This is a genomic window from Nitrospira marina (genome assembly GCF_059568365.1).
Window position 1 is genome coordinate 3,994,102 of sequence record NZ_JCANTH010000001.1, and the last position, 21,154, is coordinate 4,015,255.

The window sequence follows — 21,154 nt, forward strand, 5'->3', positions numbered from 1 at the left end:
CTTATTTTTCATTCAATTCCTGTATTACTCTGCCGCTTTTTCAGCCTCTCCACCAGCTGGAGCTTCGGCGGCAGGAGCATCACCTCCAGGCGCTGACCCGGCCGTTCCCGCAGGAACCCATTGCTTTTTCGCAACATCATATTCCATGCCCTTGAGGCCGAAGGTCGCTTCATACGCAATGACTTTCCAAATGGCGTCCTCGGAAAGCTTGCTCTTCCACGCCTTCATTTTTGTCCCAGTCACTCCTTCAGAAATTCGCCAAAACCATACCGAATCCGAATACAGTTGCATTTGCTCTGTCCGACGGAAATCCCGCGCACCGGCCTTAACAGGCTTTCCATCTTTTCCGTGGCAACTTGCACAATTGACATCAATATTCTGCTGACCGGTAAAAATCGCTTGGCCCTCTTCCAGTATCTCTGGATTATTCCAATAGCCAGCCGGCATATGCTTATCCGCATATTCCGGTGGAGCAGGAGGAGGCGGTTGCGGGGGACCTTCGCCACCACCACATGCTGACATCAAAAGGCCCAAGACGGCCAAACCACTGACTAAAAGGCTTTTTACTGTTTGATACTCGTTCATTGTTCCCCCTCGTTTACCTGATTCCTGATTTTCCAGATTCGACCTTCCTCAAAAAATCTTAGTCACTACGGAACGACACGGCATGATTGCCAAAAGCTTGGCGAAAAGATTCGCTCCGTCCCTGTATCAATCCGGCCAAACTCCACTCTCCGAGTCGACCCAAACGCTCCAGATGGAATAACCAAGAGATGCCCCTGGCTTTCATTGTTGAAATGGAAATCGACTTTGTTAAATCCATGTCATCTGCGTTCCATTCCTCGAAACATCTGTCAGAGCATCCAGCACGGAAACAACAGCCGGCTCAAAGCCATTCCCGCCCTTTCCACAATCCAACCCTCGATCGTAAAGCGACGGTCTACATTATGAAGAGCATAAAACACACGGATAGGAAAAATGGTTTAACAGAGTAAGAATTCAAGGTAGAACGACGTGACCGGAGTGCACTATATGCGTACACCCTACATCCCTCAGTTTTCACGAGCCTTCACATTTCCTTCCAATGAAAATACTCTGCCAATCCTATTTATCCCATTCAAAAATCTTTGGGCTACATAGGTCTCCTGGGCCCAAAAAAGTTCAGGACTTCTATCACAGTCAGAAGCCAACCGTCAATTATCTCTTCCGTTCTTGCGCGCTGTTTCCCACTCGCCATTCCTGTGTTTTCAGAGAATAAACATATTAGTGCATGAGTCGAGAGAGAAATAAATTTCTCATCACGCCAGAGTCCGATGATAAGGAAAACCTGCTTTGGATTATATGGATGCTTCAGAACATTGGAGGGATAAGAAGGCTTGGGAGAATTGTGTCTTTAAGACCTTGCCTCGGGCTTCTTCCACTTTTGCGCCCAGTCCTCCCACGATCGACCAAACGCCGTATCTTGCCCGGAGAATACGATTCCAGTCACCTCTTGGTATAAAACCGTATGAGGCTGCTGATCTCCTGGCAGGAATAGCTTAATATACGGCTGAGGAGCCTCCTCCTGACGATCAAATACAAAACCTATAACCTGCTCCCCTGTTTTCAGGTGAATCGTCACATCGCCTCGATAATCAAATATGCGATCCATGGCTTCGTGCAATTCTTTCTCATTCGAAGGCTGCAGATGCCGGCCTTCCCATGATTGGGGGGTATCTGTCGAAGATACATCTAAACTCATGACGACCCCTTACTTACAGCTAAACGTGGAGACAATTTCCAGAGGACCCAGAGTTGAGGAAAGAAAAGAAAAACACAGAGGAGGAGCCTCACACAGCATTGGGAAACAGGGTCGCTCTGACGGTCCCAAAAAACCCACTCCATGAGCTGAAGGTATCTTTCACGGCAGAGGCTTCATACCCACAATGCACCATACAATCCCGGCATTGTTCATGTCGGCCCGTCCCATAACGCTCCCACTCCGTTTCTTCCATTAATTCTCGAAAAGTGGATACGTACCCATCCTGCAACAAATAACAAGGGCGCTGCCATCCAAAAATATTGTACGTGGGATTCCCCCAAGGAGTGCACTCATACTCCCGTTTTCCCATCAGGAATTCAAGAAATAACGGAGATTGGTTGAACTGCCAAGCGCGTTTACGTTGAGCCAGCAATTGCGCAAATAACGAATGCGTCCGATCACGACTCAAAAAACTATGCTGATCTGGAGCCTTTTCATAACTATACCCAGGAGAAATCATCATGCCTTCCACACCCAACTCCATCATTTCATCAAAGAATCGCCTGACACGAGCAGGCGCCGCATCATTAAATAATGTCGTATTGGTCGTCACTCGAAAACCTTTGGCTAAAGCGGCTTTAATGGCTTTCACGGCAACATCATAGACGCCATCTCGACAAACGGCATGGTCATGCTCTTCCTTGAGACCATCCATATGGATGCTAAATGTAAGGTATTTCGAGGGAGTATAGTCCTGTAATTTTCGTTCAAGCAGAATGGCATTTGTACAGAGGTAAACATATTTCTTTCGCTTCACTAGCCCTTCGGCAATGGCTGGCATTTCAGGATGAATCAGGGGCTCTCCTCCAGGAATACTCACAATAGGTGCACCACATTCATCAGCAGCAGCCCAACATTGCTCAGGCGTCAGGCGCCGATTCAAAATATGATCCGGGTACTGGATTTTCCCACACCCTGCACATTCCAGGTTACACCGAAAGAGCGGCTCTAACATGAGCACAAGGGGGTATCGCTTCACACCCCGTAAGTGCTTTGAGAGGGCATAATGAGCTACGGTATACATTTGAGATACAGGTACCGACATTGTTATTTAACTCCCTCTAGATTTTTACCATATTTCAAGAGCATCCATATCCTACCCCCGGCATAAATTCAAAACCAAGGCCTGGGTTAAACAGGATAAAATAAATGGAGGCGCCGAGCGGGTTCGAACCGCTGAATCGCAGTTTTGCAGACTGCTCCCTTAGCCACTTGGGTACGGCGCCTTTGCGAGCTTATTATAAGAAGTCTATTTTCTCTTGTACAAGAGAAAGTCTGACTTTCTCTTTCTTTAGTCCTCAAAAGGCTGGAATCATTACTGACGAGGCAACACGGGAAGTTCTCTGGAGACAGATCGTATCGGGCTTAAGGAAAGATCTTCCATTGGGGATTGCTGAATGGAAACGCCATCGGGCGTCTCCTGAACATTGACGCTCGGTCCCTGACCACCCTGCTCTTTGGCCATCAACTCCACTTCTTCAATCAAAGTATGAAGAAGTTCTTCAGATGGCACACGTTTATATAATTTCCCTTTTTTAAACAGAATTCCTACGCCTTGACCTCCGGCAATTCCAATATCAGCTTCTTTCCCTTCACCAATTCCATTCACGACACAACCCAAGACAGATACGGTGATTGGGGTGGTGATATGTCCCAGTCGATGCTCTAATTCGTTAGCCATTTTCACCACATCAATTTCCACTCGCCCACATGTCGGACAAGCAATCACATTGACACCACGATGACGAAGCTCCAGCGATTTCAGAATTTCAAACCCAACCTTGACTTCTTCCACCGGATCGGCCGCTAAAGAGACCCGAAGGGTATCGCCGATACCCTGAGAAAGCAGCCAACCTAACCCAATAGCAGATTTCACCGCACCGGTCATCGCAGTTCCCGCTTCGGTAACGCCGATATGCAATGGGTAATTGGCTTGCTGGGCAAACAACCAATAGGCATCCATCGCCATGTGCACGTCAGAAGCCTTTAGGGACACCTTCATATTGGTAAATCCAACATCCTCCAATGCATGAACCGCGTTCAATGCCGACTCGGCAAGTGCTTCAGCCGTAGGGTAGCCATATTTTTCAAGAAGATGCTTCTCTAAGGAACCCCCATTCACGCCAATTCTGAGTGGAATGCCATTGTCATTGACGGCCTGAATCACTTCTTCGGTTTTCCACCATGGCCCAATATTCCCTGGATTAATACGGACGCAATCCACAACTTTGGCGACTTTTAGGGCAAGACGATGGTCAAAATGGATATCTGCGATCAAAGGTACCGTCATTTGTGATTTTATTTTTGGAAGCGCATCAGCTGCTTCCATATCGGGCACGGCTACCCTAATTAATTCACATCCAGCTTTCTCTAAGCGGTGAATCTGCTCCAGAGTTCCAGCAACGTCCCTCGGATGAGGAATTGTCATAGACTGGACCGATATGGGGGCATCCCCACCAACTGTGACCGATCCAACCTGGATTTGTTTGGTTTTTCGTCGAGAAATATACACGAGAATAGACTAGCGTATCACTGCTTGCAGGGAAACCCGGTCGTGCAACGCCTTGGCCTGATCATAAATCCCATCTGCCGTGAGACCATACTTTTCCCTGAGCAAATCCTGAGGCCCTTGCTCAATATACCAATCCGGTAATCCGAGTACTTTGGTCGGCATACTCCAACATTCTTCCTCGGATAAAAACTCTAGTACAGCAGATCCAAATCCGCCCATTCGGCACCCTTCTTCAACCGTAATTAAGCATTTCACTTTGTTGGCAATTTCTCGAATAAGGGTTTTATCTAGAGGCTTTACAAAACGTGCATTAATAACAGCCACCGATACGCCTTCTTCTTGTAGGCGCTCAGCCGCTTTCATCGCCTCCGAAACCATGACCCCAATCGCGATAATCGCCACATCTCGCCCATCAGATAACAGTTCACCCTGGCCGATTGAAAGAGGAATGGGCTCAGAATCTAGTGGCACCCCAAGGCTACTGCCGCGAGGATATCGAACCGCCACCGGACCATCATGCACCAATCCTGTTTGGACCATATGTTGAAGTTCATTTTCATCTTTTGGGGCCATAATTACCATATTGGGAACATGCCGCAGAAACGCAAAATCAAACGCCCCATGATGGGTCGTTCCGTCTTCGGCCACCAATCCTCCCCGATCAATACAAAAGGTCACCGGCAGATTTTGGGTTGCCACATCATGCACAACCTGATCATAGGCCCGCTGCAGAAAAGTCGAGTACATACAGATAACCGGCCGCATATTATCCGCGGCGAGACCAGCTGCATATGTCACCGCATGCTGCTCGGCAATCCCAACATCAATCAAACGGGAGGGAAACTCCTTTTCAAACTCAGACATTCCCGTTCCCTCGCACATCGCAGCCGTAATGACCACCACCCGCTTATCTTTTTTGGCTTGACGAATCAGAGTTTTAGCAGCGATTGAACTATACGAGGGGTGACCGGGCTTTTTCATCGGTTGCCCAGTCTTCGAATCAAACGGTGAACAGGCATGGAACCAAACAGGATTCTTCATTGCCGGCTGAAAGCCCAATCCTTTTTTGGTAATTACATGCAGGAGAGTGGGCCCTTTTAATTTCAAAACATTCTCCAACGTCGGGAGTAAATGCTCAAAATTGTGTCCGTCAATTGGACCGACATATCGAAAACCCAACTCTTCAAATAGCAGACCCGGGAGCAGCAAGCCTTTGGCCAGCTCTTCGGCCCGAATCGCCATTCGCTTTACGGGTTCTCCAATTTGCGGGATGGTTTCCAGAAGTTGAGAGGTTTCTTCCCGAAGTCTTGTATAGAACTCCCCGGTAAAGGTCCGGTTAAGATAGGCGGAAATAGCTCCGACGTTTCGGGAAATCGACATTTGATTATCATTCAGGATCACCACACAGTCCCGGCCCATGTCTCCGGCATGCTGCAATCCTTCCAATGTCATTCCAGCAGTGAGGGCCCCGTCTCCTACCACGCAAACTACCTTATTGGACTTGCCTAATTGCTCACGTGCCTCCACAAAGCCCACGGCAGCAGACACTCCGGTTCCGGCATGTCCGGCATTAAACGTGTCATAGATGCTTTCTTCTCGTTTACAAAATCCGCTTATTCCCCCAAACTGGCGGACCGTATGGAATTGTTCACGACGGCCCGTTAATAATTTGTGTGTGTAAGCCTGATTACTGGTATCCCAAACAATTTTATCGTCTGGCGTGTTTAATAAATACTGCAAAGCCACCGTCAATTCCACCACGCCTAAATTGGAGGCTAAATGCCCCCCCACATGGGAGATCACCTCTATAATGAGTTCCCGAATTTCCTGACAAAGTTCAGGGAATTGGTCCCGAGAAAGTTTCTTTAAATCTGCTGGGCTTTCAATCCTTTTTAGCAAGGACATTGCGCATCCTTTCTGAAAGAACCTAACGTGTTGTAGGGGAATAACTAAAAATGTCCAAATTCCGACATGATTAAACAAAATCATCCCATAGCCGCTATTGCCTGTCAAGCATTTGTTCAACTTCAGGGGTGAGCATTGGAACGGTCAACATCCATCTGGGTGAGGGTCTGCTGGAGCAAGGCTTCGGCTTCCGGTCGATGAATCCGTTCCCATATCCATCGCTTTTTAAGAGGGGGGGTATTTACAACCCGGGTTAGCTCCCTCATTGCCTCCAAATTTTGTCCGTGCTTCAGGTACCATTTCGCAAGATCCAACCCTGCCGGTGCATACCTGCTATCGAGAGAAACCGCTTTTTTCAAATGCTCTCCAGCTACGTTCTGATCGCCTCCTAACACCCAGGGTAACTCCTCATACATCCGCCCTAACATATGGTGAGCCTGAACATTGTTTGGATCAAGTTCCAACACCCGATTCACATGCTTCTTTAACTTCTGAATCGTCAATGCCGCTGCAACCAAACCCTCCAACTCCGCCGCACTCCCAAGATTGGCGGCATACAAAAAATGGGCATCTGCAGAAGACTCACGAAGACCAAAGGCTTTTTGAGCGAGACGGGCTCCTTCCTGGAAAGCTGCCAACTTCTGCTCCCGATCAACGTACACCCCGTAACCTAGATCCAAATACAAGCCTGACATCCGAAGCAAGCGCGATAGGTCGTTTGAATTAGCTGCTCCCTCCCTCACCAAAATTTGCAGCTCCCTTTCAAGACTTTCGGGAGATTGCTGGGAGGTTAAGTCCTCACCCTGCAATGCCCCCGAAGGGAGAATGAAGACTCCTATGAGTAAGAGGACCCCTATTGGCATAAATAGACGCATATTTCTTGATCTTGTCAATACAAGTTTTTTCGGAAAAGCAGATTGACTATGTGCTGTATTAGAAAGGATAGTTGAGACCAGCAAATACCGCTCCACCTTCCCTACTGTACCCCCAATCCACCCGGGCCATGACATTGGGACGGACAATGGCTCGGAAGCCTACGCCAGGTGTAACTTCCCAATCATGAAATTGGCGAAATTTAAAATCCTTATAGGTTCTCCCCATATCCACAAATGGCGTTAATTCACATTCTATACTGACATTGAACATCTTCATCCCAAAAAGATGTATACGTTCCTCCACATTAAATGCCACCATATGTTTATCAATAAACCGGTCCTTCCCATATCCTCTCAGGTTGTCTTCTCCTCCCAAGGAACTTTGTTCGTAAAAGGGGATCCCATCGCCAAAACTTAATTGCAGCATCGCTCGGGCCACGAAAATATACCGTTTGGAGGGACTCGGCATCAGGTGCCTGATATCAAACCCTGAACGAAAATACAACAGATCTTCTTCTTTCCCAAAATCAAAGTTCTGCGCCAATTCCCCAAATGCTTCAACTCGGGTGCCCGCGGTCGGGGTATTGAGGTTATCTCTGGAGTCATATTGGAACACCAGACGGTGGGCCAAAATTGTCGCACCTTTTATCCCCGGATCACGCGGGAACCGATCCTTAGTATATGGCTCGTCATCTACACCTCCCGGTTGAATTTCAACATTTCGAAACCTTTGGTTGACGGATAATCGCGTCACATCATTCAAATGGATACCAAGGTTCCAATGAATTTGAATTTCACGCCCCGTATAGTTTGATTCATTACCTTTGGGAGTGGTTTGCCCTAAACCATAAAACCGCTTGGTCGCATTTTTGAAAAATTGTGCTCCAACATCCACAAAGAACAGCCCTTCGATAAACCCAGGATCCTGGTAACGAAACTTCAGTTTTCGTTCGATTTCCTCAGTATACGAACCGACCGTCTCCATTTGCCTCCCACCAGACCAATAATGAAAATAGTTCAAGGTTCCCCGGACCCCTAGAAATGAATTGTGAATCAGCATCGGGGCAAAGAGAGAACGGAGGTTACCTTCCGCATCTGAATTCAATGACGGGGCAATCAACCCAAAGTCTTGTCCATCATTTTTGGAGGTAGAAAACGCAGGAACCACAAAAAAAGAATTTTCGGCGAGGACCTTAGAAGAGGGAAGGATAACGCCGCCCAGGGCCAGGCACGACAACACCAGGCCCCACAAACGAAACGATATCACAAAACCGAATCCTTAGGACGAAGTCCCCAGGTCGGATTTTGAACGAAGCTTCTCGAGAAGGGCTTCAAACGATGAGGAGTTAATAATACGGGAAAATTGCCCACGGTAATTTTTCATCAAACTCACTCCATCAATCACTACGTCATACACCCGCCACTCTCCATTTTTTTGCAACAGACGATAGTCCAAGGGTATTTGCACTTTCGGAGACACCACTTTGGTCTGGACTTCAGCGAATTCTCCCTTTTCGCGCTCTTTGAGGTACTCCACTTCTTCTCCAGAATACCCGTCTACATTGCCGACGTAGGAATTTGCCAAAAACTGCTGAAATAAAGTCACAAATTCTTGTTGTTGCTCTGTACTTAATCCCTTCCACTGAGAAGCCAGGGTACGCTTGGCCATTTCGGCATAATCAAATCGCTTTCCGATGATTTCTTCGAGCTTCGCTCGCCGTTCCGTCTCTCTCGCGGGGTCCTTCAACGCTTGATCCCTCAGCACCACAAAAACCTGATCAACAGTTTCCTTGACTGCCCCCGTTGGAGTACCTCCTCCCCACGCGGCAGTCAAACAGGCAAAAGAAACCACTATCCACCCAAGTAATAATACCGCCACATTTCTTGAAAAATGTTTAAACTGCACCGTTCGAGGTTCATCAGCTCTCGTCCTCATCATTAACTCAGGTTTCTTAACCAATTCCCTTTGCATATTTCCTCCACCTCTATTTCACTAGACAAGCATCACTCAACGTTGCCATGGATAAATTGACTAATCACCTGCTCTAGGTCAATTCCAGATTCCGTGTCCACAATGGTCCCACCAGTCTTCAAACGTTCTCCCGCTCCTCCGGGAGATAATTCCATGAATTTTTCTCCGATGATGCCACGAGTCTTGATTGAAGCAATCGCATCGTCAAACACCGTGATCCCATCCTGAATGGCAAGGACCACTTGTGCCCGATCGTCGTTCAGTCCGATTTTTTTTACTCGGCCCACCTCTACTCCGGCGATTTCTACCGACGCGCCGTTTTTCAACCCGGAAGTGGAAGAAAATTCTGCCTGGAGTTCGTAATAATCCCCTCCAACCAGCTCAAGCTTTCCAAGTTTGATCGCCAAATACCCAAGGCAGATGACCCCCACTAACACAAATATTCCGACGATTAATTCAAGTTTTCCACGTTCCATCATAAAAATTCAGTTCGGGTAATTGATGTTTTATTGGGTAAGGCCCGGGAAGGATAATGCTTATAGTTCAGGGGGACACCAATATCCATCTCATTCCTTAACCCACTCTCGAGATCCGGAAGATTCAGACGGGAGCGGGGTGATTTCCATTATTGACCGAAATAAACTCACGCACCACAGGATCGGCAGTCTGCTGAAATTCATCTGAAGGAAACATAGCAATAATCTTCCCATTCTTTAACATAGCAACCCAATCAGAGATAGGGAAGATCTCTGGGATTTCATGACTCACCATCACACCGGTAAATCCAAAGGTTTTATGCATGGCCAAAATGAGGTCATGGATGGCATGGGCCATCAACGGGTCCAACCCCGTCGTCGGTTCATCAAACAAAATAATCTCCGGCCCCATTACCAGTGCCCGGGCCAATCCTGCACGTTTTTTCATTCCTCCGCTCAGTTCTGCAGGAAATTTATGGCCCATCTTGTCCAACCCTACCCTCTCCAGCATCTCTGGTACCCATCGACAAATTTCCTGTTCAGACATCATGCGTTTTTCTCGCAAGGGAAAAGCGACATTATCAAATACATTCATAGAATCAAACAAGGCAGCCGATTGAAACAACATAGCAAATTTTTTGCGTATGTCATTCAATTCTTGGTCATTAATTTGCGTAAGGTCCGTTCCATCAATAATGACTCGGCCTCGATCCGGGCGAATCAATCCAATGATGTGCTTAAGCATCACGCTTTTGCCCTCACCGCTCGGACCGATAATCGTCGTAATTTTACCTTTAGGAACATGGAGAGTGACCCCTTTGAGCACAGCCTGTCCCCCTAAGGTTTTTTCCACACCCTCCAGCTTAATGACCATCGGTAGACTCGTAGACATGCGTAACGTTACATAAGGACGGAGGTTAAAAAATAGTCCCACACCAAAATAAGAACTGCCGCCAAGACCACAGATTCAGTGGTAGCTTTTCCTAGACCCTCGGCACTCATTCTCGTGTAGTACCCTTTATAGCAGCAGACCCAGCTGATAATCAGGCCAAAACTAATCGACTTTAAGATCCCCCCATAGACATCTTTCCATTCCACCGCCGATTCGATTGAACTCCAATAGGATCCCCCGCTGACTCCGAGCAACTTGACCCCAACCAGATACCCTCCCCAAATTCCTACCACGTCAAATATAGCAACCAACAAAGGTACCGAAATAAGCGACGCAACAACCTTGGGAGTAATCAAATACTGCAAAGAATTGATCGCCATGGTCTCCAATGCGTCAATCTGCTCGGTAATACGCATAATCCCGATTTCTGCGGTCATGGCTGATCCCGCGCGAGCCGTTACCATCAATGAGGCTAATACCGGACCTAGCTCACGGATCATGCTTATCGCCACCGCAGACCCTAGCAGACCTTCAGACCCAAACTTCCTCAGGGAATAGTACCCTTGAAGCGCTAACACCATCCCGGTAAATAACGCCGTCAGAATGACAACAAAAGAGGACTTGAAACCCACAAAATGCATTTGCTTGATAATTTGAGCGATTCTCAATGGTGGTCGGAACAACCATCCAAACGTCCGTACCAAAAACACAAACATGGCCCCCATTTCTTCTATCAAGAAAAGAGTCCGTTTCCCAATTTGTTGCAATAATATCATGGAATTTTGGCACCAGATTTATTGATAGCCACAGAGAAAGTTTGGGCTGAAACAATCGGGAAAAAATTTTTAAAAAAACCAGAAAGTTGGATTCCGGCCTGCCTCGAATGTCGATACAAACGAAAAAATCCCTTCCAACATCGAGGTGAGGATAGGACCTGTCCTATACCACCAACCCATCCAAATGGCTTGAGAAACATATTGAAGTCTACCGGTAAATCCTCGTTAATACCATCAGAAATTGCACGAATAATCAGAAAAGGGAAACCGTACTGCTTCGCCACTTCGCCGATAGCTCCACTCTCCATATCTACAGCCATCGCTCCGGTCCGTTCCCCCAGAATACGTTTTTGTGAAGCCTGTGTCAGCACACGATCCGTCGTTACAAAACAACCAGCTTGAAGAAGGCACCCATCCACCAATGGGACCCTTAATGCCGTCTTGACCCACTCCGGATGACACACAATTCGTGGCAGATCAGAATCTGAGAACATCTCTGTAGGCTCCCCAAACAGAACCTCTTGACCGACCACCAACGATCCGATTGGGGAAGAATTGAGAGCGCCGGCAAAACCGGTAGAAATGACGACATCCCATGCTTCGCTCCCTAAAATTTGCCGGCTAACCCTTTCAGCCTTTCCTGGACCTATTCCCGTCTTCACTAACAAGACATAGGCTGAAGCGCCTTGACTCTCTAAGCCGGCATACCCTGGGCGATTGGCAGAGCACACACGGGGAAGAGTCCGGCCAACAGCGTTAAACTCTACATGGGTTGCAGTCAATATGACGATTCTGGTCAGAGGAGGCTCCTGCCATCATCGGGGAATGGGAAATGTGCAAAAGGCAGGTAGTCAGGACCGAAATTACACAAGCTGACTCTGGCGTCTGGCCACTTGGGCGGCCTTTCGTAATTGATCGGCCCTTGCTTCCCCGGTTATCTTTACATTCCGGTACATACCCAGGGCCCAGATGGGGAAATACTTAAAATATCCATGATACCGTAAATAAAAGACTCTGGGGAACCCGGTACCCGTATGAAACGGTTCCTCCCAAACTCCATTCTCACGTTGATGGCGAATGAGCCAATTGACTCCACGGACAACGCTAATGGAGTCCGATTCTCCAGCTTGCAGGAGGGCCATGAGCGCCCAGGCCGTTTGAGATGCCGCACTTTCTCCTCGCCCGGCCTTCTCCACATCAGCGTAGGAATCACAGGATTCCCCCCAACCCCCATCAGAGTTCTGAACGGACTCTAGCCATATCACCGCCTGCTGGATCCACGGCACCGTCATATCAATGCCTATTGCACGAAGGCCTGAAAGGACACACCAGGTCCCATAAATATAATTGACCCCCCATCGGCCATACCAACTTCCGTTTGGCTCTTGCTCCTTACGTAAGAACTCAATTGCCGGGTTCACGGCAGGGTGAGACTGGTCATACCCTAACGTTCCTAACATTTCCAAGCATCGCCCGGTTAAATCGGCTGTACTGGGATCCAAAAGAGCCTGATGATCTGCAAATGGAATCTTATTGAAAATTAATTTATTGTTATCCTTATCATATGCGCCCCAACCACCATCTGACCCCTGTAACGCCAAAGCCCATTGAAACCCTCGTTGAAGGACCTCATCTGAACCGAACACGTCGGCAGGATTGATCTTGGCCAACCCTGTCACCACAGCCGCGGTATCATCGACATCGGGATACCATTCATTTTCAAATTGGAACGCCCATCCACCAGACCGAGCTTTTGGAGCCGACACCGCCCAATCTCCCACTTTTTGACACTGACGTGCTCGCAACCAGGCATCCGCACGTTGCAGTGAAGAATGGTCCAGCGCAAGGCCCCGTTCGATCAGCGCATTAATCGTTAAGGCTGTATCCCAAACTGGAGAATGACAAGGCTGTAAATGCAGCATAGTGGGCGTTGAGGTATTACCGGGATTCGAGTAAATTTCAAGTGCTTCTATTTCCCTCAATGCTTTTTGAACCAACGGATGATCGGTAGAGTATCCCAAAGCTCGAAGGGCAAAAATTGAATAGGCCATTGCCGGATAGATGGCTCCCAATCCTCCTTCTCCTCCCATATGTTCAAGCATCCAAGACCGTACGCTACTCAAAGCCTTTTTTCGGAGGGCCTTTATGGGATAGGCCTCATAAAGGCGAAGCAGCCCATCGACCCAAACAAAAAAATTCCGCCAGCTTATCAGGGTGGAATCCCTGTGCAACGGTGGGACATGAGCATAGTCCACCTCCTGACGAGGCTGAAGAAAAAGTTCTTCAATCCCTTGTTCCTTGGAGATGGTGCACATAGGTCGATGGGCAAAAACAATTAAAAGCGGGATAATGACTGCACGGGACCAATATGAAACGGCATATAAATTAAAATAAAACCATCGAGGGGCTAAGAATATTTCTGGAGGCATACACGGTATCCCGCGCCAATCATATTGTCCGAATAATGCTAAGGTAATCTTGGTGAAGACATTGGCCTGAACGACACCACCCTTGCCGAGAATGAAACTTCTCGCACGTTGCATCACGGGCTCATCAGGAGAAACCCCTGCCAGTTTAAGCGCAAAATAGGCCTTCACCGATGCACTGATGTCTGCAGGCCCTCCTGAAAAAATCGGCCAACCCCCATCTTCGAGCTGAGTATGAAGTAAATACCGAGTAGCTTTCCGCTCTCTATCCAGATCAACCACATCCAGAAACCGTCGAAGCATCACATACTCAGAGGTCAAGGTCGTATCCGCTTCCAACTCCTCAACCCAAAATCCCTGTTCAGGATCTTGCATGTTCAGTAACCAGTCTTCCCCTTTTTGAAGAGCTGATTCCAGAGCACTCATATGGCCAAGATTGGCTGTCCGGTGGAGAGTACGGTCCAGAGAAACATCCGGATGGAGGTTATGGGAAACCAGCTTAAGGGGCGGTGGCTTTTGCTTTACACGATAGGGTCCCAACTTTGGAGTCAGGGTCTCAAAGATATTCCCCGATAACCGTACTAAGAATTGCTTGAGCAACTTCATGCGGTAGTTCTTTCAGCGATTCAACTTTTATTAGTGCAATTGTGGGGGGAGTGTGCCCAAAAATGAGAGATTCACAAGACACAAAAAAGCCCTGCTTAAACAGGGCTTTATAACTAAATACAGTTAGACTGTCAAGCCGATTGTGTTTTTTACTGAAACGCTCCTTAGGTTGAAAGCAACACAATACGATCACGGTGATGGTTCACCTGACGAGTTCCGTTCCGGGTATCAAATACCACGGGAGCGTGCTCAACGATCAACTGGTAATCAAAAGCAGAATGCGCGGTCAAAATCAGGGCGCACGCACTGCGCTTTAACAATTCGGGATTTATCTGTTGAGATTTATATTCCTTTCCTTGGATTATAAGGGAAGGAGTAAAGGGGTCAGAATATTGCAGCGTTGCTCCTTCATGTTGCAATAGTTCCATGACTTTTGTGGCAGGCGATTCACGTGGGTCTTCAATATCGGCTTTATAAGTTACTCCCAATACGAGAATGATTGAATCTTTTAAGCATTTACCTCGTTGATTTAAAATCCGCTGGACCTTATTCATTACGAAATAGGGCATATTTTCGTTGATCTCCCCAGCCAGTTCAATGAACCTGGTATGGACATCATACTCTTTTGACTTCCACGCTAAATAATATGGATCCAGGGGAATGCAATGTCCGCCCACACCAGGGCCAGGATAAAAAGCCATGAAGCCAAAGTTTTTTGTGGCAGCGGCATCAATCACTTCATAAACATTAATATTCATCCGGTCACACAACAAAGTGAGCTCATTCACTAATGCAATATTCACTGACCGAAAAACATTTTCAAAGACCTTCGCCATTTCCGCGACACGTGGAGAGCTGAGAGGGAAGATTTTCACGATGGATTGTTCATAAAAGGCTTTGGCAACTTCCCCGCAAACTTTGGTAACACCACCCACCAACTTAAAGGTATTATGAGTCTTAAACTTAGCATTTCCGGGGTCAACCCGTTCCGGCGAAAATGCGACAAAGAGATCTTTTCCAGCCGTTAAACCCTTTGCTGTCAAGGCAGGTAAAATGACTTCCTCGGTTGTTCCTGGATAGGTTGTACTTTCTAGTACAACGAGCATATTCGGATGTGAATAATCGGCAAGATGCCCAAGAACTTTGACAATCGCCGAGATATCCGGTTCCTTATTTTTGGTCAGAGGAGTCGGCACACAAATAAGTATGACATCGCACTGCCGCAACACGGAAAAATCAGTTGTCGCCTGTAATTTTTTTTGCTCTACGACTTCTCGTAACTCAGAGTCCACCACATCCAAAATATAATTGCGCCCTTGGTTTACCATTTCAACCTTGGCTACAACTTCATCCACCCCAAATACATGGTACCCGGCTTTGGCTTGAAGAACGGCTAAGGGAAGCCCCACATAGCCCAATCCAATCACTCCAACATTGGCTGACCGATTTTTAATTTTTTCGAGTATGTCCACTGTTGCTCCCCTTTTGAAATCACGTTAACCGATTCAGTTTAAGTTCGGGGGAAAATCAACTTTTCTTGAGTTAATTCCCCCGTTGAATGCATGGCGCTCTGACACGACAAAACTAGGAAGACACATCATTCGTCACATTCGTAATGACCTTTCCCTCATTTATGGTCCACACGTCGCAAGTTGCATCTCCATCAATGTTTCCAATGGCAACCGCCGTAAAGCCTAATGTACTCACAGAATCCAAATTTGGGTCGGTACACCCGGGAGGTAAAGTTCCAAGATTGGCATTACCGATTTTATAAAAATATCGCTGCGAAGACCCACTCATGGCAAACCCAATGGCATTAAAATCATCTATATACCCATTATTTTCAGCAAAATAGGCAATTTCTGCGGTATGGATTGCCACCAAATTGCTTTTGGCCTCCGTTTGCTTGGCCTTGGCTTGGTAACGCAAAAAATTTGGAATGGCTATAGTCGCCAAAATTCCAATAATTGCCACCACAATCATCAGCTCCGTCAAACTGAAACCCTTTTGTTCATTGAGTTGAGTCAGCATCCTACAAATCCTCCATGGAGTACTATCCTCCAACAGATTGTTATATATTTCACCTTCGGATGATGGTACACCTGGTCTTCTCAAGTAGCCAGGGCTCCAATGATAATTAACACGGCCTTAAAGACGGCAATAAAACGGCATTAAACATCAAAAAATTCATATAACGGACCATTTCAGGGACACAAAAAGGGAGGACCACATCGTCATGCAAGGCAAATAACGAAAAGGCGTGACTATTTATTCGCCAGAAAGTAAGCAAATCTTAAGAATCAGCGGCTGAAAATGACTCAGACACGGAACCTATCAAGAAGGCTCATACCACCTTTTATATAAAATGGAGGTATCACTTGATAAAGAATGGTGAGAACCTATGGGGCCAGAGTAGACTGATGGGAAAGGGTAGGAACCGGTTCCCCAAAACCGGCCTCACGAAACCGCTTGCCCAGCAGCTTATTTGTTGAATCGAGTTGCAGTGAATGCAGCCAGGCCTCTCGTGCCTTATTTCGTTCATCTTGCTTTAAGAAAATATCCCCCAAATGTTCATAAATAACAGGATCATCGGACACTAAAGAGACCGCTCGTTGAATCGTTTCCAGTGCTTCTTCAATGCGTCCCAGCTTATAGAGTGCCCAAGCCAAACTATCCACGTAATACCCATTATTCGGTTTTAAGGCGACGGCACGTTGCGTAAGGGACAAGGCCTGCTCCCCCTTGATGCCACGATCGGCATAGCTATACCCCAAATAATTCAAGGCATCCGCATGTTCCGGATCCAACTCCAAAGCCTGCTCCATTTCCCGAACCACATTTTCGAAATGGTCTAATTTGTCATAGACCGTGCCTAAATTAAAATGGAGTTCGGCATTTGAGGGGTCATGGTGAATACCCTCCTCTAATCTGGCCTTGGCCTTGTGATATTCCTCCATTTGAAAATGGGTCAGCCCCAACAATAAATACGGCTCTGGCCGCTTAGGATTGAGGCTAACGGCCTGATCTAAATACGAGAGAGCTTCCTGGTTGCGTTTTAACCGATAGGACACAAAGCCTAAATGCAGAATACTATCAAAAAAGGTATTGTCCATTTGGACATTTGTTCGATAGGCCTGAATCGCGCGGTCATAATCCTTCATTTCCTCATATAACAATCCCAGAAAGTCACGAACGCGCAATTCGTTAGGTCTCACGCGCAAGATGGCGTTCAACTGCTCGATTGCAGCTGGAAAATTCCCCATCTCACCATAAATTTGAGCCTTAAGAATCTGCGCATGCAAATCATCTGGATTTTGCTGGAGAAAATAATCCAAATGGCTTAAAGCCTTGTCCGTGTTATGTTGACCAATATACAGACGAATAACACGCAAGCGGAATTCCCGATGATGCGGATTTACCTCAATCAAGTAGCGCTCCAAAAGTTCAATAGCCTCCTGAGGCTCCTCTGCTTCTTCGGAAATGGCCACTAACTTCAGGTACGCCCTTTCAAAGGTGGGATGAAGAGCAATGGCGTCCTGAAAGTGTTCCTTGGCTTCCTGTTTCGTTTTTGCCTCCAGAGCAATCACACCCAAATAATAATGGGCTTCTGCGGAGCCAGGGACATGAACTAATAAGTCATGGAATACATCTTCAGCCATTTGAAGCTCTTTGATGTTTAACAAAAGAGTCCCATGAGAAATGTATATCCGTTCATCCTGAGGAAAGTGTCGTTCCCCTTCAGCCAAAATTTCCACGGCCCGTCCGGTATCCCCTCCCCCGGCAAAAATTTTCGCCAAATCGAAAAACATTGGTGCCTGAGAAATTTCCGACACAGGGATTTGTCTTGCTAGGTCCACAGCTTCAGTCAGATGCGACATAGAGAAGTGCAGTTTGGCAAGGCGAAATTTTAAAAACTTCGAATCCGCGTCAAATGCCAAACCCGCCTGATACTCCTCTAAAGCCTTTGTGGCATTGTTATTCAACTCGGCAAGAGAACCTCGAAGGAAGTGATAGTAGGCCTGAGGGTGGACAGTTTCCCGCGTCACCATGGACGCTTCTTGTCCATTCAAATTGGGAGGGGGAGCTGTCCCGCAGGATACCACCAGAAGTGGAATTCCCCACAAAAGGGTTCTCAGATGACCCAACCACATTGGGAATGTCCGTCCTGACCTAACCTTCTTCGCCATAAATTGCACTCTTGTAGGATTCATATACTGTCCCTCAACAATTTCTTTATACTATACCAGCCTGTCTCTCTCTCGTTAAGTTATTAAATTTGGCATATCGGTCATGAAATTGCAGATCCACTTCTCCAATCGGTCCATTCCGATGTTTTCTCACCAGGATTTGCGCAATGCCTTTCTGCTCAGTATCAGGCTCATAGACCTCCTCACGATAGATAAACATTACCACGTCGGCATCTTGCTCAATCGCACCCGACTCGCGCAAATCAGCCAGCACGGGGATGGGCGGTTTTCGATTTTCCACCGCCCGGCTTAACTGAGAAAGGGCAATCACAGGGATATTCAATTCTTTTGCCAATCCTTTTAAGGCCCGTGAAATATCCGAAATTTCTTGTTGGCGAGATTCTGAATCTCCACGCCCTTCCATCAATTGCAAATAATCGACTACCAGGAGGTCCAACCCATGTTCGGCTTTCAACCGTCGAGCTTTCCCTCGCATTTGCTGAAGAGTTAAATTTCCGGAATCGTCTATGAAAATCCTGGCCTGCTCCAGCCGACTCGCTGCCTCAGTTAAAGCTACCCAATCATGCTTCGTTAACTGCCCAGTCCGGAGAGCATGAGAGTCTAACAGCGCCTGGGAACTCAACATACGCAGAACAAGCTGCGCACGAGACATCTCTAAACTAAAGATTCCGACTACGGCATTGGATCGAAGAGAAGCATACTCGACCATCCCTAAGGCCAAACTGGTCTTCCCCATACTCGGCCTACCCGCCACAATAATTAAATCAGATGGTTGAAGCCCAGCCAGCATATTATCCAAGTCCGAAAATCCGGTGGGCACTCCGGTGATCCGTTCTTTTCGGCTATACAACCGATCAACAATCTCAACACTATCCTTAATAATACTACTGACAGGCGCAAAAGTTCCTCCCAAATGCCCCTGGGCCAATCGAAAAATTTCCCGTTCGGCGAATTCAAGGAGTTCATTCGTCCCCGTCGTCCCCTCATAGCCTCGCATAGCTACCTCGGTGGCGGTTTGAACAAGGCCACGAAGCAAGGATTTATCTCGAACAATATTACTGTGATACCGGATATTGGCGGCACTGGGAACCACCTGGACGATTTCTGCAATATACGAAGCGCCCCCGATCTGGTCGAGTTCGCCGGTCCCTCGCAAATAGTCTGTCAGAGTAATTTGATCAACAGGTTGATTCCGCTCTGACAATGCCACCATGCCACGATACACGATCCGGTTTCCCGTTCGATAAAAGTCGTCCTCCGACAAGATTTCCATTGCTCGATTAAGCGCCGCATTATCAAGAAGAATGGCGCCAAGGACAGATTGTTCCGCTTCGAGATTTTGGGGGGGAACTCGGATTTCTGGTGCTTCAGATATTGCCATGGCTGAATGCTTGTAACCGTTGAGGAAGTTCTTGAACTAGCATCCGGGTTTGCCGGGGCTTTTGAGAAGAAGACGTGAATTCTAATAAAAGCACCGATTGCGGGGTGGATGTCTTTTCTATAAAAATCATGGCACACGGCACCCCTCGACGCCGAGCAGCTGTAGTAACCCAGCTCAAAGCCGATTTTGGAGAACCTTCTATCATTTCTTCAATCACATAAATCCCAGCCCCCCGTAGTCGCTGAGCAAGGGCAAAGGATGCCTCAGACTGATGAGGAGAAATAAAAATTCTGACAGGCTTCAATCCATTGCCGCCCACCTTTTTTCCTCCCCGCTCCAAGGCGGAAAACACGCGGTCCAAATCCAACCCTAATCCAATGGCAGAAAGGTCCCGGCCAAACCGCCCAACCAAATGATTGTAACGCCCTCCTCCACCGATTTCACTCCCGAACGTAGAGGTAAAGACATCAAACACGACACCATCGTAATAGTCAAAACCACGAAATTCACCAAGGTCTAAAAGAATATGATCTTGCACGCCGTTTGCGATCAATTGCCGATACACCTGCATCAGACGTTGTAAGGGCTTAAGCAATTGCGCATCCTTCCCAGCGATTTGCATTCCCCATTCCAGCACTTCGTCACGGCCGTACCGTTCGGGCACCTGCAATATGTCCTTTACCTTAGAACGAGATAACCGTTCAGTCTCTAAAATTTTTTCCAGCTGAGGAAGGTCCTTATGGGCTGCCGCAATTTCTGCCTGCTTTCGCCCACTAAGAGACAGACCGGATTGGGCCAACAACGCTTTAAAAAATCCGACATGACCAAGAGAAATCTTCCATTCTGGCAATCCAATCCGTTCCAGAAGCCCCGCCAATAAAGTCACGACTTCGGCATCAGTTTGAGAAGTATCCTTGCCAAGCAGTTCACATCCGACCTGAAATACTTCACGGTCCCGTCCACGATGTTCCGGTTCATACCGAAAAACCGTGGTCCGATAGGAAAACCGCAAGGGAAGAGCATCTCCTCCGAGTCCCATGGCCACCATCCGGGCAATCTGAGCGGTCGCATCAGGTCGCAAGACCAGAATTCGCCCTGACCCCCAATCCGCAAATTTATAGCATTTCTCCAGGATTTCAGGAGCCAAGCCCACGGCTAAAACATCAAGATATTCAAAGGTAGGGAGAATGATTTCCTGATAACCCCAGGTTGAACAATGAGCCAACAATTGATCTTCCAACCACCGAACGCTTTGCGCCGTATGGGGAAGTAATGTAGCTGTACCAATAGGGATAAGCGAGCGGAGTGGTTTCATGAGGCGTAT

18 protein-coding genes and 1 tRNA gene are annotated in these 21,154 nt (G+C 47.4%); all 19 read right to left on the reverse strand.

From position 1 onward, the window contains the following. Nucleotides 1-24: 24 nt before the first annotated feature. The 19 genes from LX98_RS17270 to hisZ all read right to left on the reverse strand — a co-directional run bounded on the left by LX98_RS17270 (nt 25) and on the right by hisZ (nt 21,145). On the reverse strand, nt 25-585 hold the full coding sequence (locus LX98_RS17270; protein ID WP_496430039.1) for a c-type cytochrome: 561 nt from the start codon (nt 583-585) through the stop codon (nt 25-27). Nucleotides 586-1,393: 808 nt separating this feature from the next. Next, on the reverse strand, nt 1,394-1,741 hold the full coding sequence (locus LX98_RS17275; RefSeq protein WP_496430040.1) for a hypothetical protein: 348 nt from the start codon (nt 1,739-1,741) through the stop codon (nt 1,394-1,396). Between the two features lie 88 nt (nt 1,742-1,829). Continuing rightward, nucleotides 1,830-2,846: an adenosyl-hopene transferase HpnH gene (gene hpnH, locus LX98_RS17280; RefSeq protein WP_496430041.1), complete on the reverse strand. Its 1,017-nt coding sequence runs from the start codon at nt 2,844-2,846 to the stop codon at nt 1,830-1,832. Between the two features lie 105 nt (nt 2,847-2,951). Beyond that, nucleotides 2,952-3,027 (reverse strand) — tRNA-Cys (locus LX98_RS17285). Between the two features lie 89 nt (nt 3,028-3,116). After that, the gene (gene ispG, locus LX98_RS17290) at nt 3,117-4,313 is read right to left on the reverse strand and encodes a flavodoxin-dependent (E)-4-hydroxy-3-methylbut-2-enyl-diphosphate synthase (protein WP_496430042.1); all 1,197 of its coding nucleotides are present in this window, start codon (nt 4,311-4,313) and stop codon (nt 3,117-3,119) included. A 9-nt stretch (nt 4,314-4,322) separates the two neighbouring features. Beyond that, the gene (gene dxs, locus LX98_RS17295; RefSeq protein WP_496430043.1) at nt 4,323-6,218 is read right to left on the reverse strand and encodes a 1-deoxy-D-xylulose-5-phosphate synthase; all 1,896 of its coding nucleotides are present in this window, start codon (nt 6,216-6,218) and stop codon (nt 4,323-4,325) included. Between the two features lie 122 nt (nt 6,219-6,340). Next, nucleotides 6,341-7,081, reverse strand: a complete 741-nt coding sequence (locus tag LX98_RS17300; RefSeq protein WP_496430044.1) for a TRAP transporter TatT component family protein — start codon at nt 7,079-7,081, stop codon at nt 6,341-6,343. A gap of 70 nt (nt 7,082-7,151) precedes the next feature. Next, nucleotides 7,152-8,360: a BamA/TamA family outer membrane protein gene (locus LX98_RS17305; protein ID WP_496430045.1), complete on the reverse strand. Its 1,209-nt coding sequence runs from the start codon at nt 8,358-8,360 to the stop codon at nt 7,152-7,154. 12 nt (nt 8,361-8,372) lie between these two features. Further along, complete coding sequence (locus LX98_RS17310) at nt 8,373-9,032, reverse strand: ABC transporter substrate-binding protein (protein WP_496430046.1); 660 nt, start codon at nt 9,030-9,032, stop codon at nt 8,373-8,375. A 65-nt stretch (nt 9,033-9,097) separates the two neighbouring features. Continuing rightward, nucleotides 9,098-9,541: an outer membrane lipid asymmetry maintenance protein MlaD gene (gene mlaD, locus LX98_RS17315; RefSeq protein ID WP_376753427.1), complete on the reverse strand. Its 444-nt coding sequence runs from the start codon at nt 9,539-9,541 to the stop codon at nt 9,098-9,100. 124 nt (nt 9,542-9,665) lie between these two features. Further along, complete coding sequence (locus tag LX98_RS17320; protein WP_496430047.1) at nt 9,666-10,433, reverse strand: ATP-binding cassette domain-containing protein; 768 nt, start codon at nt 10,431-10,433, stop codon at nt 9,666-9,668. Between the two features lie 8 nt (nt 10,434-10,441). Continuing rightward, the gene (locus LX98_RS17325; protein ID WP_496430048.1) at nt 10,442-11,209 is read right to left on the reverse strand and encodes an MlaE family lipid ABC transporter permease subunit; all 768 of its coding nucleotides are present in this window, start codon (nt 11,207-11,209) and stop codon (nt 10,442-10,444) included. Next, nucleotides 11,206-11,991, reverse strand: a complete 786-nt coding sequence (locus LX98_RS17330; RefSeq protein WP_496430049.1) for a phosphorylase family protein — start codon at nt 11,989-11,991, stop codon at nt 11,206-11,208. The genes LX98_RS17325 and LX98_RS17330 overlap by 4 nt, the downstream gene beginning before the upstream one ends. An 81-nt stretch (nt 11,992-12,072) precedes the next feature. Beyond that, the gene (shc, locus tag LX98_RS17335; protein WP_496430050.1) at nt 12,073-14,241 is read right to left on the reverse strand and encodes a squalene--hopene cyclase; all 2,169 of its coding nucleotides are present in this window, start codon (nt 14,239-14,241) and stop codon (nt 12,073-12,075) included. A 164-nt stretch (nt 14,242-14,405) separates the two neighbouring features. Further along, nucleotides 14,406-15,713 (reverse strand): nucleotide sugar dehydrogenase, encoded by a 1,308-nt coding sequence (locus tag LX98_RS17340; RefSeq protein ID WP_496430051.1) that lies wholly within the window; start codon nt 15,711-15,713, stop codon nt 14,406-14,408. 112 nt (nt 15,714-15,825) lie between these two features. Next, nucleotides 15,826-16,272 carry a prepilin-type N-terminal cleavage/methylation domain-containing protein gene (locus LX98_RS17345; RefSeq protein WP_496430052.1) on the reverse strand — a complete coding sequence of 149 codons (447 nt, stop codon included), beginning with the start codon at nt 16,270-16,272 and terminating at the stop codon, nt 15,826-15,828. 368 nt (nt 16,273-16,640) lie between these two features. Further along, complete coding sequence (locus tag LX98_RS17350; protein ID WP_496430053.1) at nt 16,641-18,392, reverse strand: tetratricopeptide repeat protein; 1,752 nt, start codon at nt 18,390-18,392, stop codon at nt 16,641-16,643. A gap of 82 nt (nt 18,393-18,474) precedes the next feature. Then, on the reverse strand, nt 18,475-19,830 hold the full coding sequence (gene dnaB / locus LX98_RS17355) for a replicative DNA helicase (RefSeq protein ID WP_312646074.1): 1,356 nt from the start codon (nt 19,828-19,830) through the stop codon (nt 18,475-18,477). Then, a complete protein-coding gene (hisZ, locus tag LX98_RS17360) occupies nt 19,817-21,145 on the reverse strand; it encodes an ATP phosphoribosyltransferase regulatory subunit (protein ID WP_496430054.1) in 1,329 nt (442 codons plus the stop codon). Before hisZ ends, dnaB begins: the two co-directional genes overlap by 14 nt. Nucleotides 21,146-21,154: the final 9 nt, after the last annotated feature.

Excerpts from the sequence above, each read along its gene's own strand:
- LX98_RS17270 (WP_496430039.1), bottom strand. The coding sequence starts at position 585 with ATGAACGAGTATCAAACAGTAAAAAGCCTTTTAGTCAGTGGTTTGGCC.
- LX98_RS17275 (WP_496430040.1), bottom strand. The coding sequence starts at position 1,741 with ATGAGTTTAGATGTATCTTCGACAGATACCCCCCAATCATGGGAAGGC.
- hpnH (WP_496430041.1), bottom strand. The coding sequence starts at position 2,846 with ATGTCGGTACCTGTATCTCAAATGTATACCGTAGCTCATTATGCCCTC.
- dxs (WP_496430043.1), bottom strand. The coding sequence starts at position 6,218 with ATGTCCTTGCTAAAAAGGATTGAAAGCCCAGCAGATTTAAAGAAACTT.
- LX98_RS17300 (WP_496430044.1), bottom strand. The coding sequence starts at position 7,081 with ATGCCAATAGGGGTCCTCTTACTCATAGGAGTCTTCATTCTCCCTTCG.
- LX98_RS17310 (WP_496430046.1), bottom strand. The coding sequence starts at position 9,032 with ATGATGAGGACGAGAGCTGATGAACCTCGAACGGTGCAGTTTAAACAT.
- mlaD (WP_376753427.1), bottom strand. The coding sequence starts at position 9,541 with ATGGAACGTGGAAAACTTGAATTAATCGTCGGAATATTTGTGTTAGTG.
- LX98_RS17320 (WP_496430047.1), bottom strand. The coding sequence starts at position 10,433 with ATGTCTACGAGTCTACCGATGGTCATTAAGCTGGAGGGTGTGGAAAAA.
- LX98_RS17325 (WP_496430048.1), bottom strand. The coding sequence starts at position 11,209 with ATGATATTATTGCAACAAATTGGGAAACGGACTCTTTTCTTGATAGAA.
- shc (WP_496430050.1), bottom strand. The coding sequence starts at position 14,241 with ATGAAGTTGCTCAAGCAATTCTTAGTACGGTTATCGGGGAATATCTTT.
- LX98_RS17345 (WP_496430052.1), bottom strand. The coding sequence starts at position 16,272 with ATGCTGACTCAACTCAATGAACAAAAGGGTTTCAGTTTGACGGAGCTG.
- LX98_RS17350 (WP_496430053.1), bottom strand. The coding sequence starts at position 18,392 with ATGTGGTTGGGTCATCTGAGAACCCTTTTGTGGGGAATTCCACTTCTG.
- dnaB (WP_312646074.1), bottom strand. The coding sequence starts at position 19,830 with ATGGCAATATCTGAAGCACCAGAAATCCGAGTTCCCCCCCAAAATCTC.
- hisZ (WP_496430054.1), bottom strand. The coding sequence starts at position 21,145 with ATGAAACCACTCCGCTCGCTTATCCCTATTGGTACAGCTACATTACTT.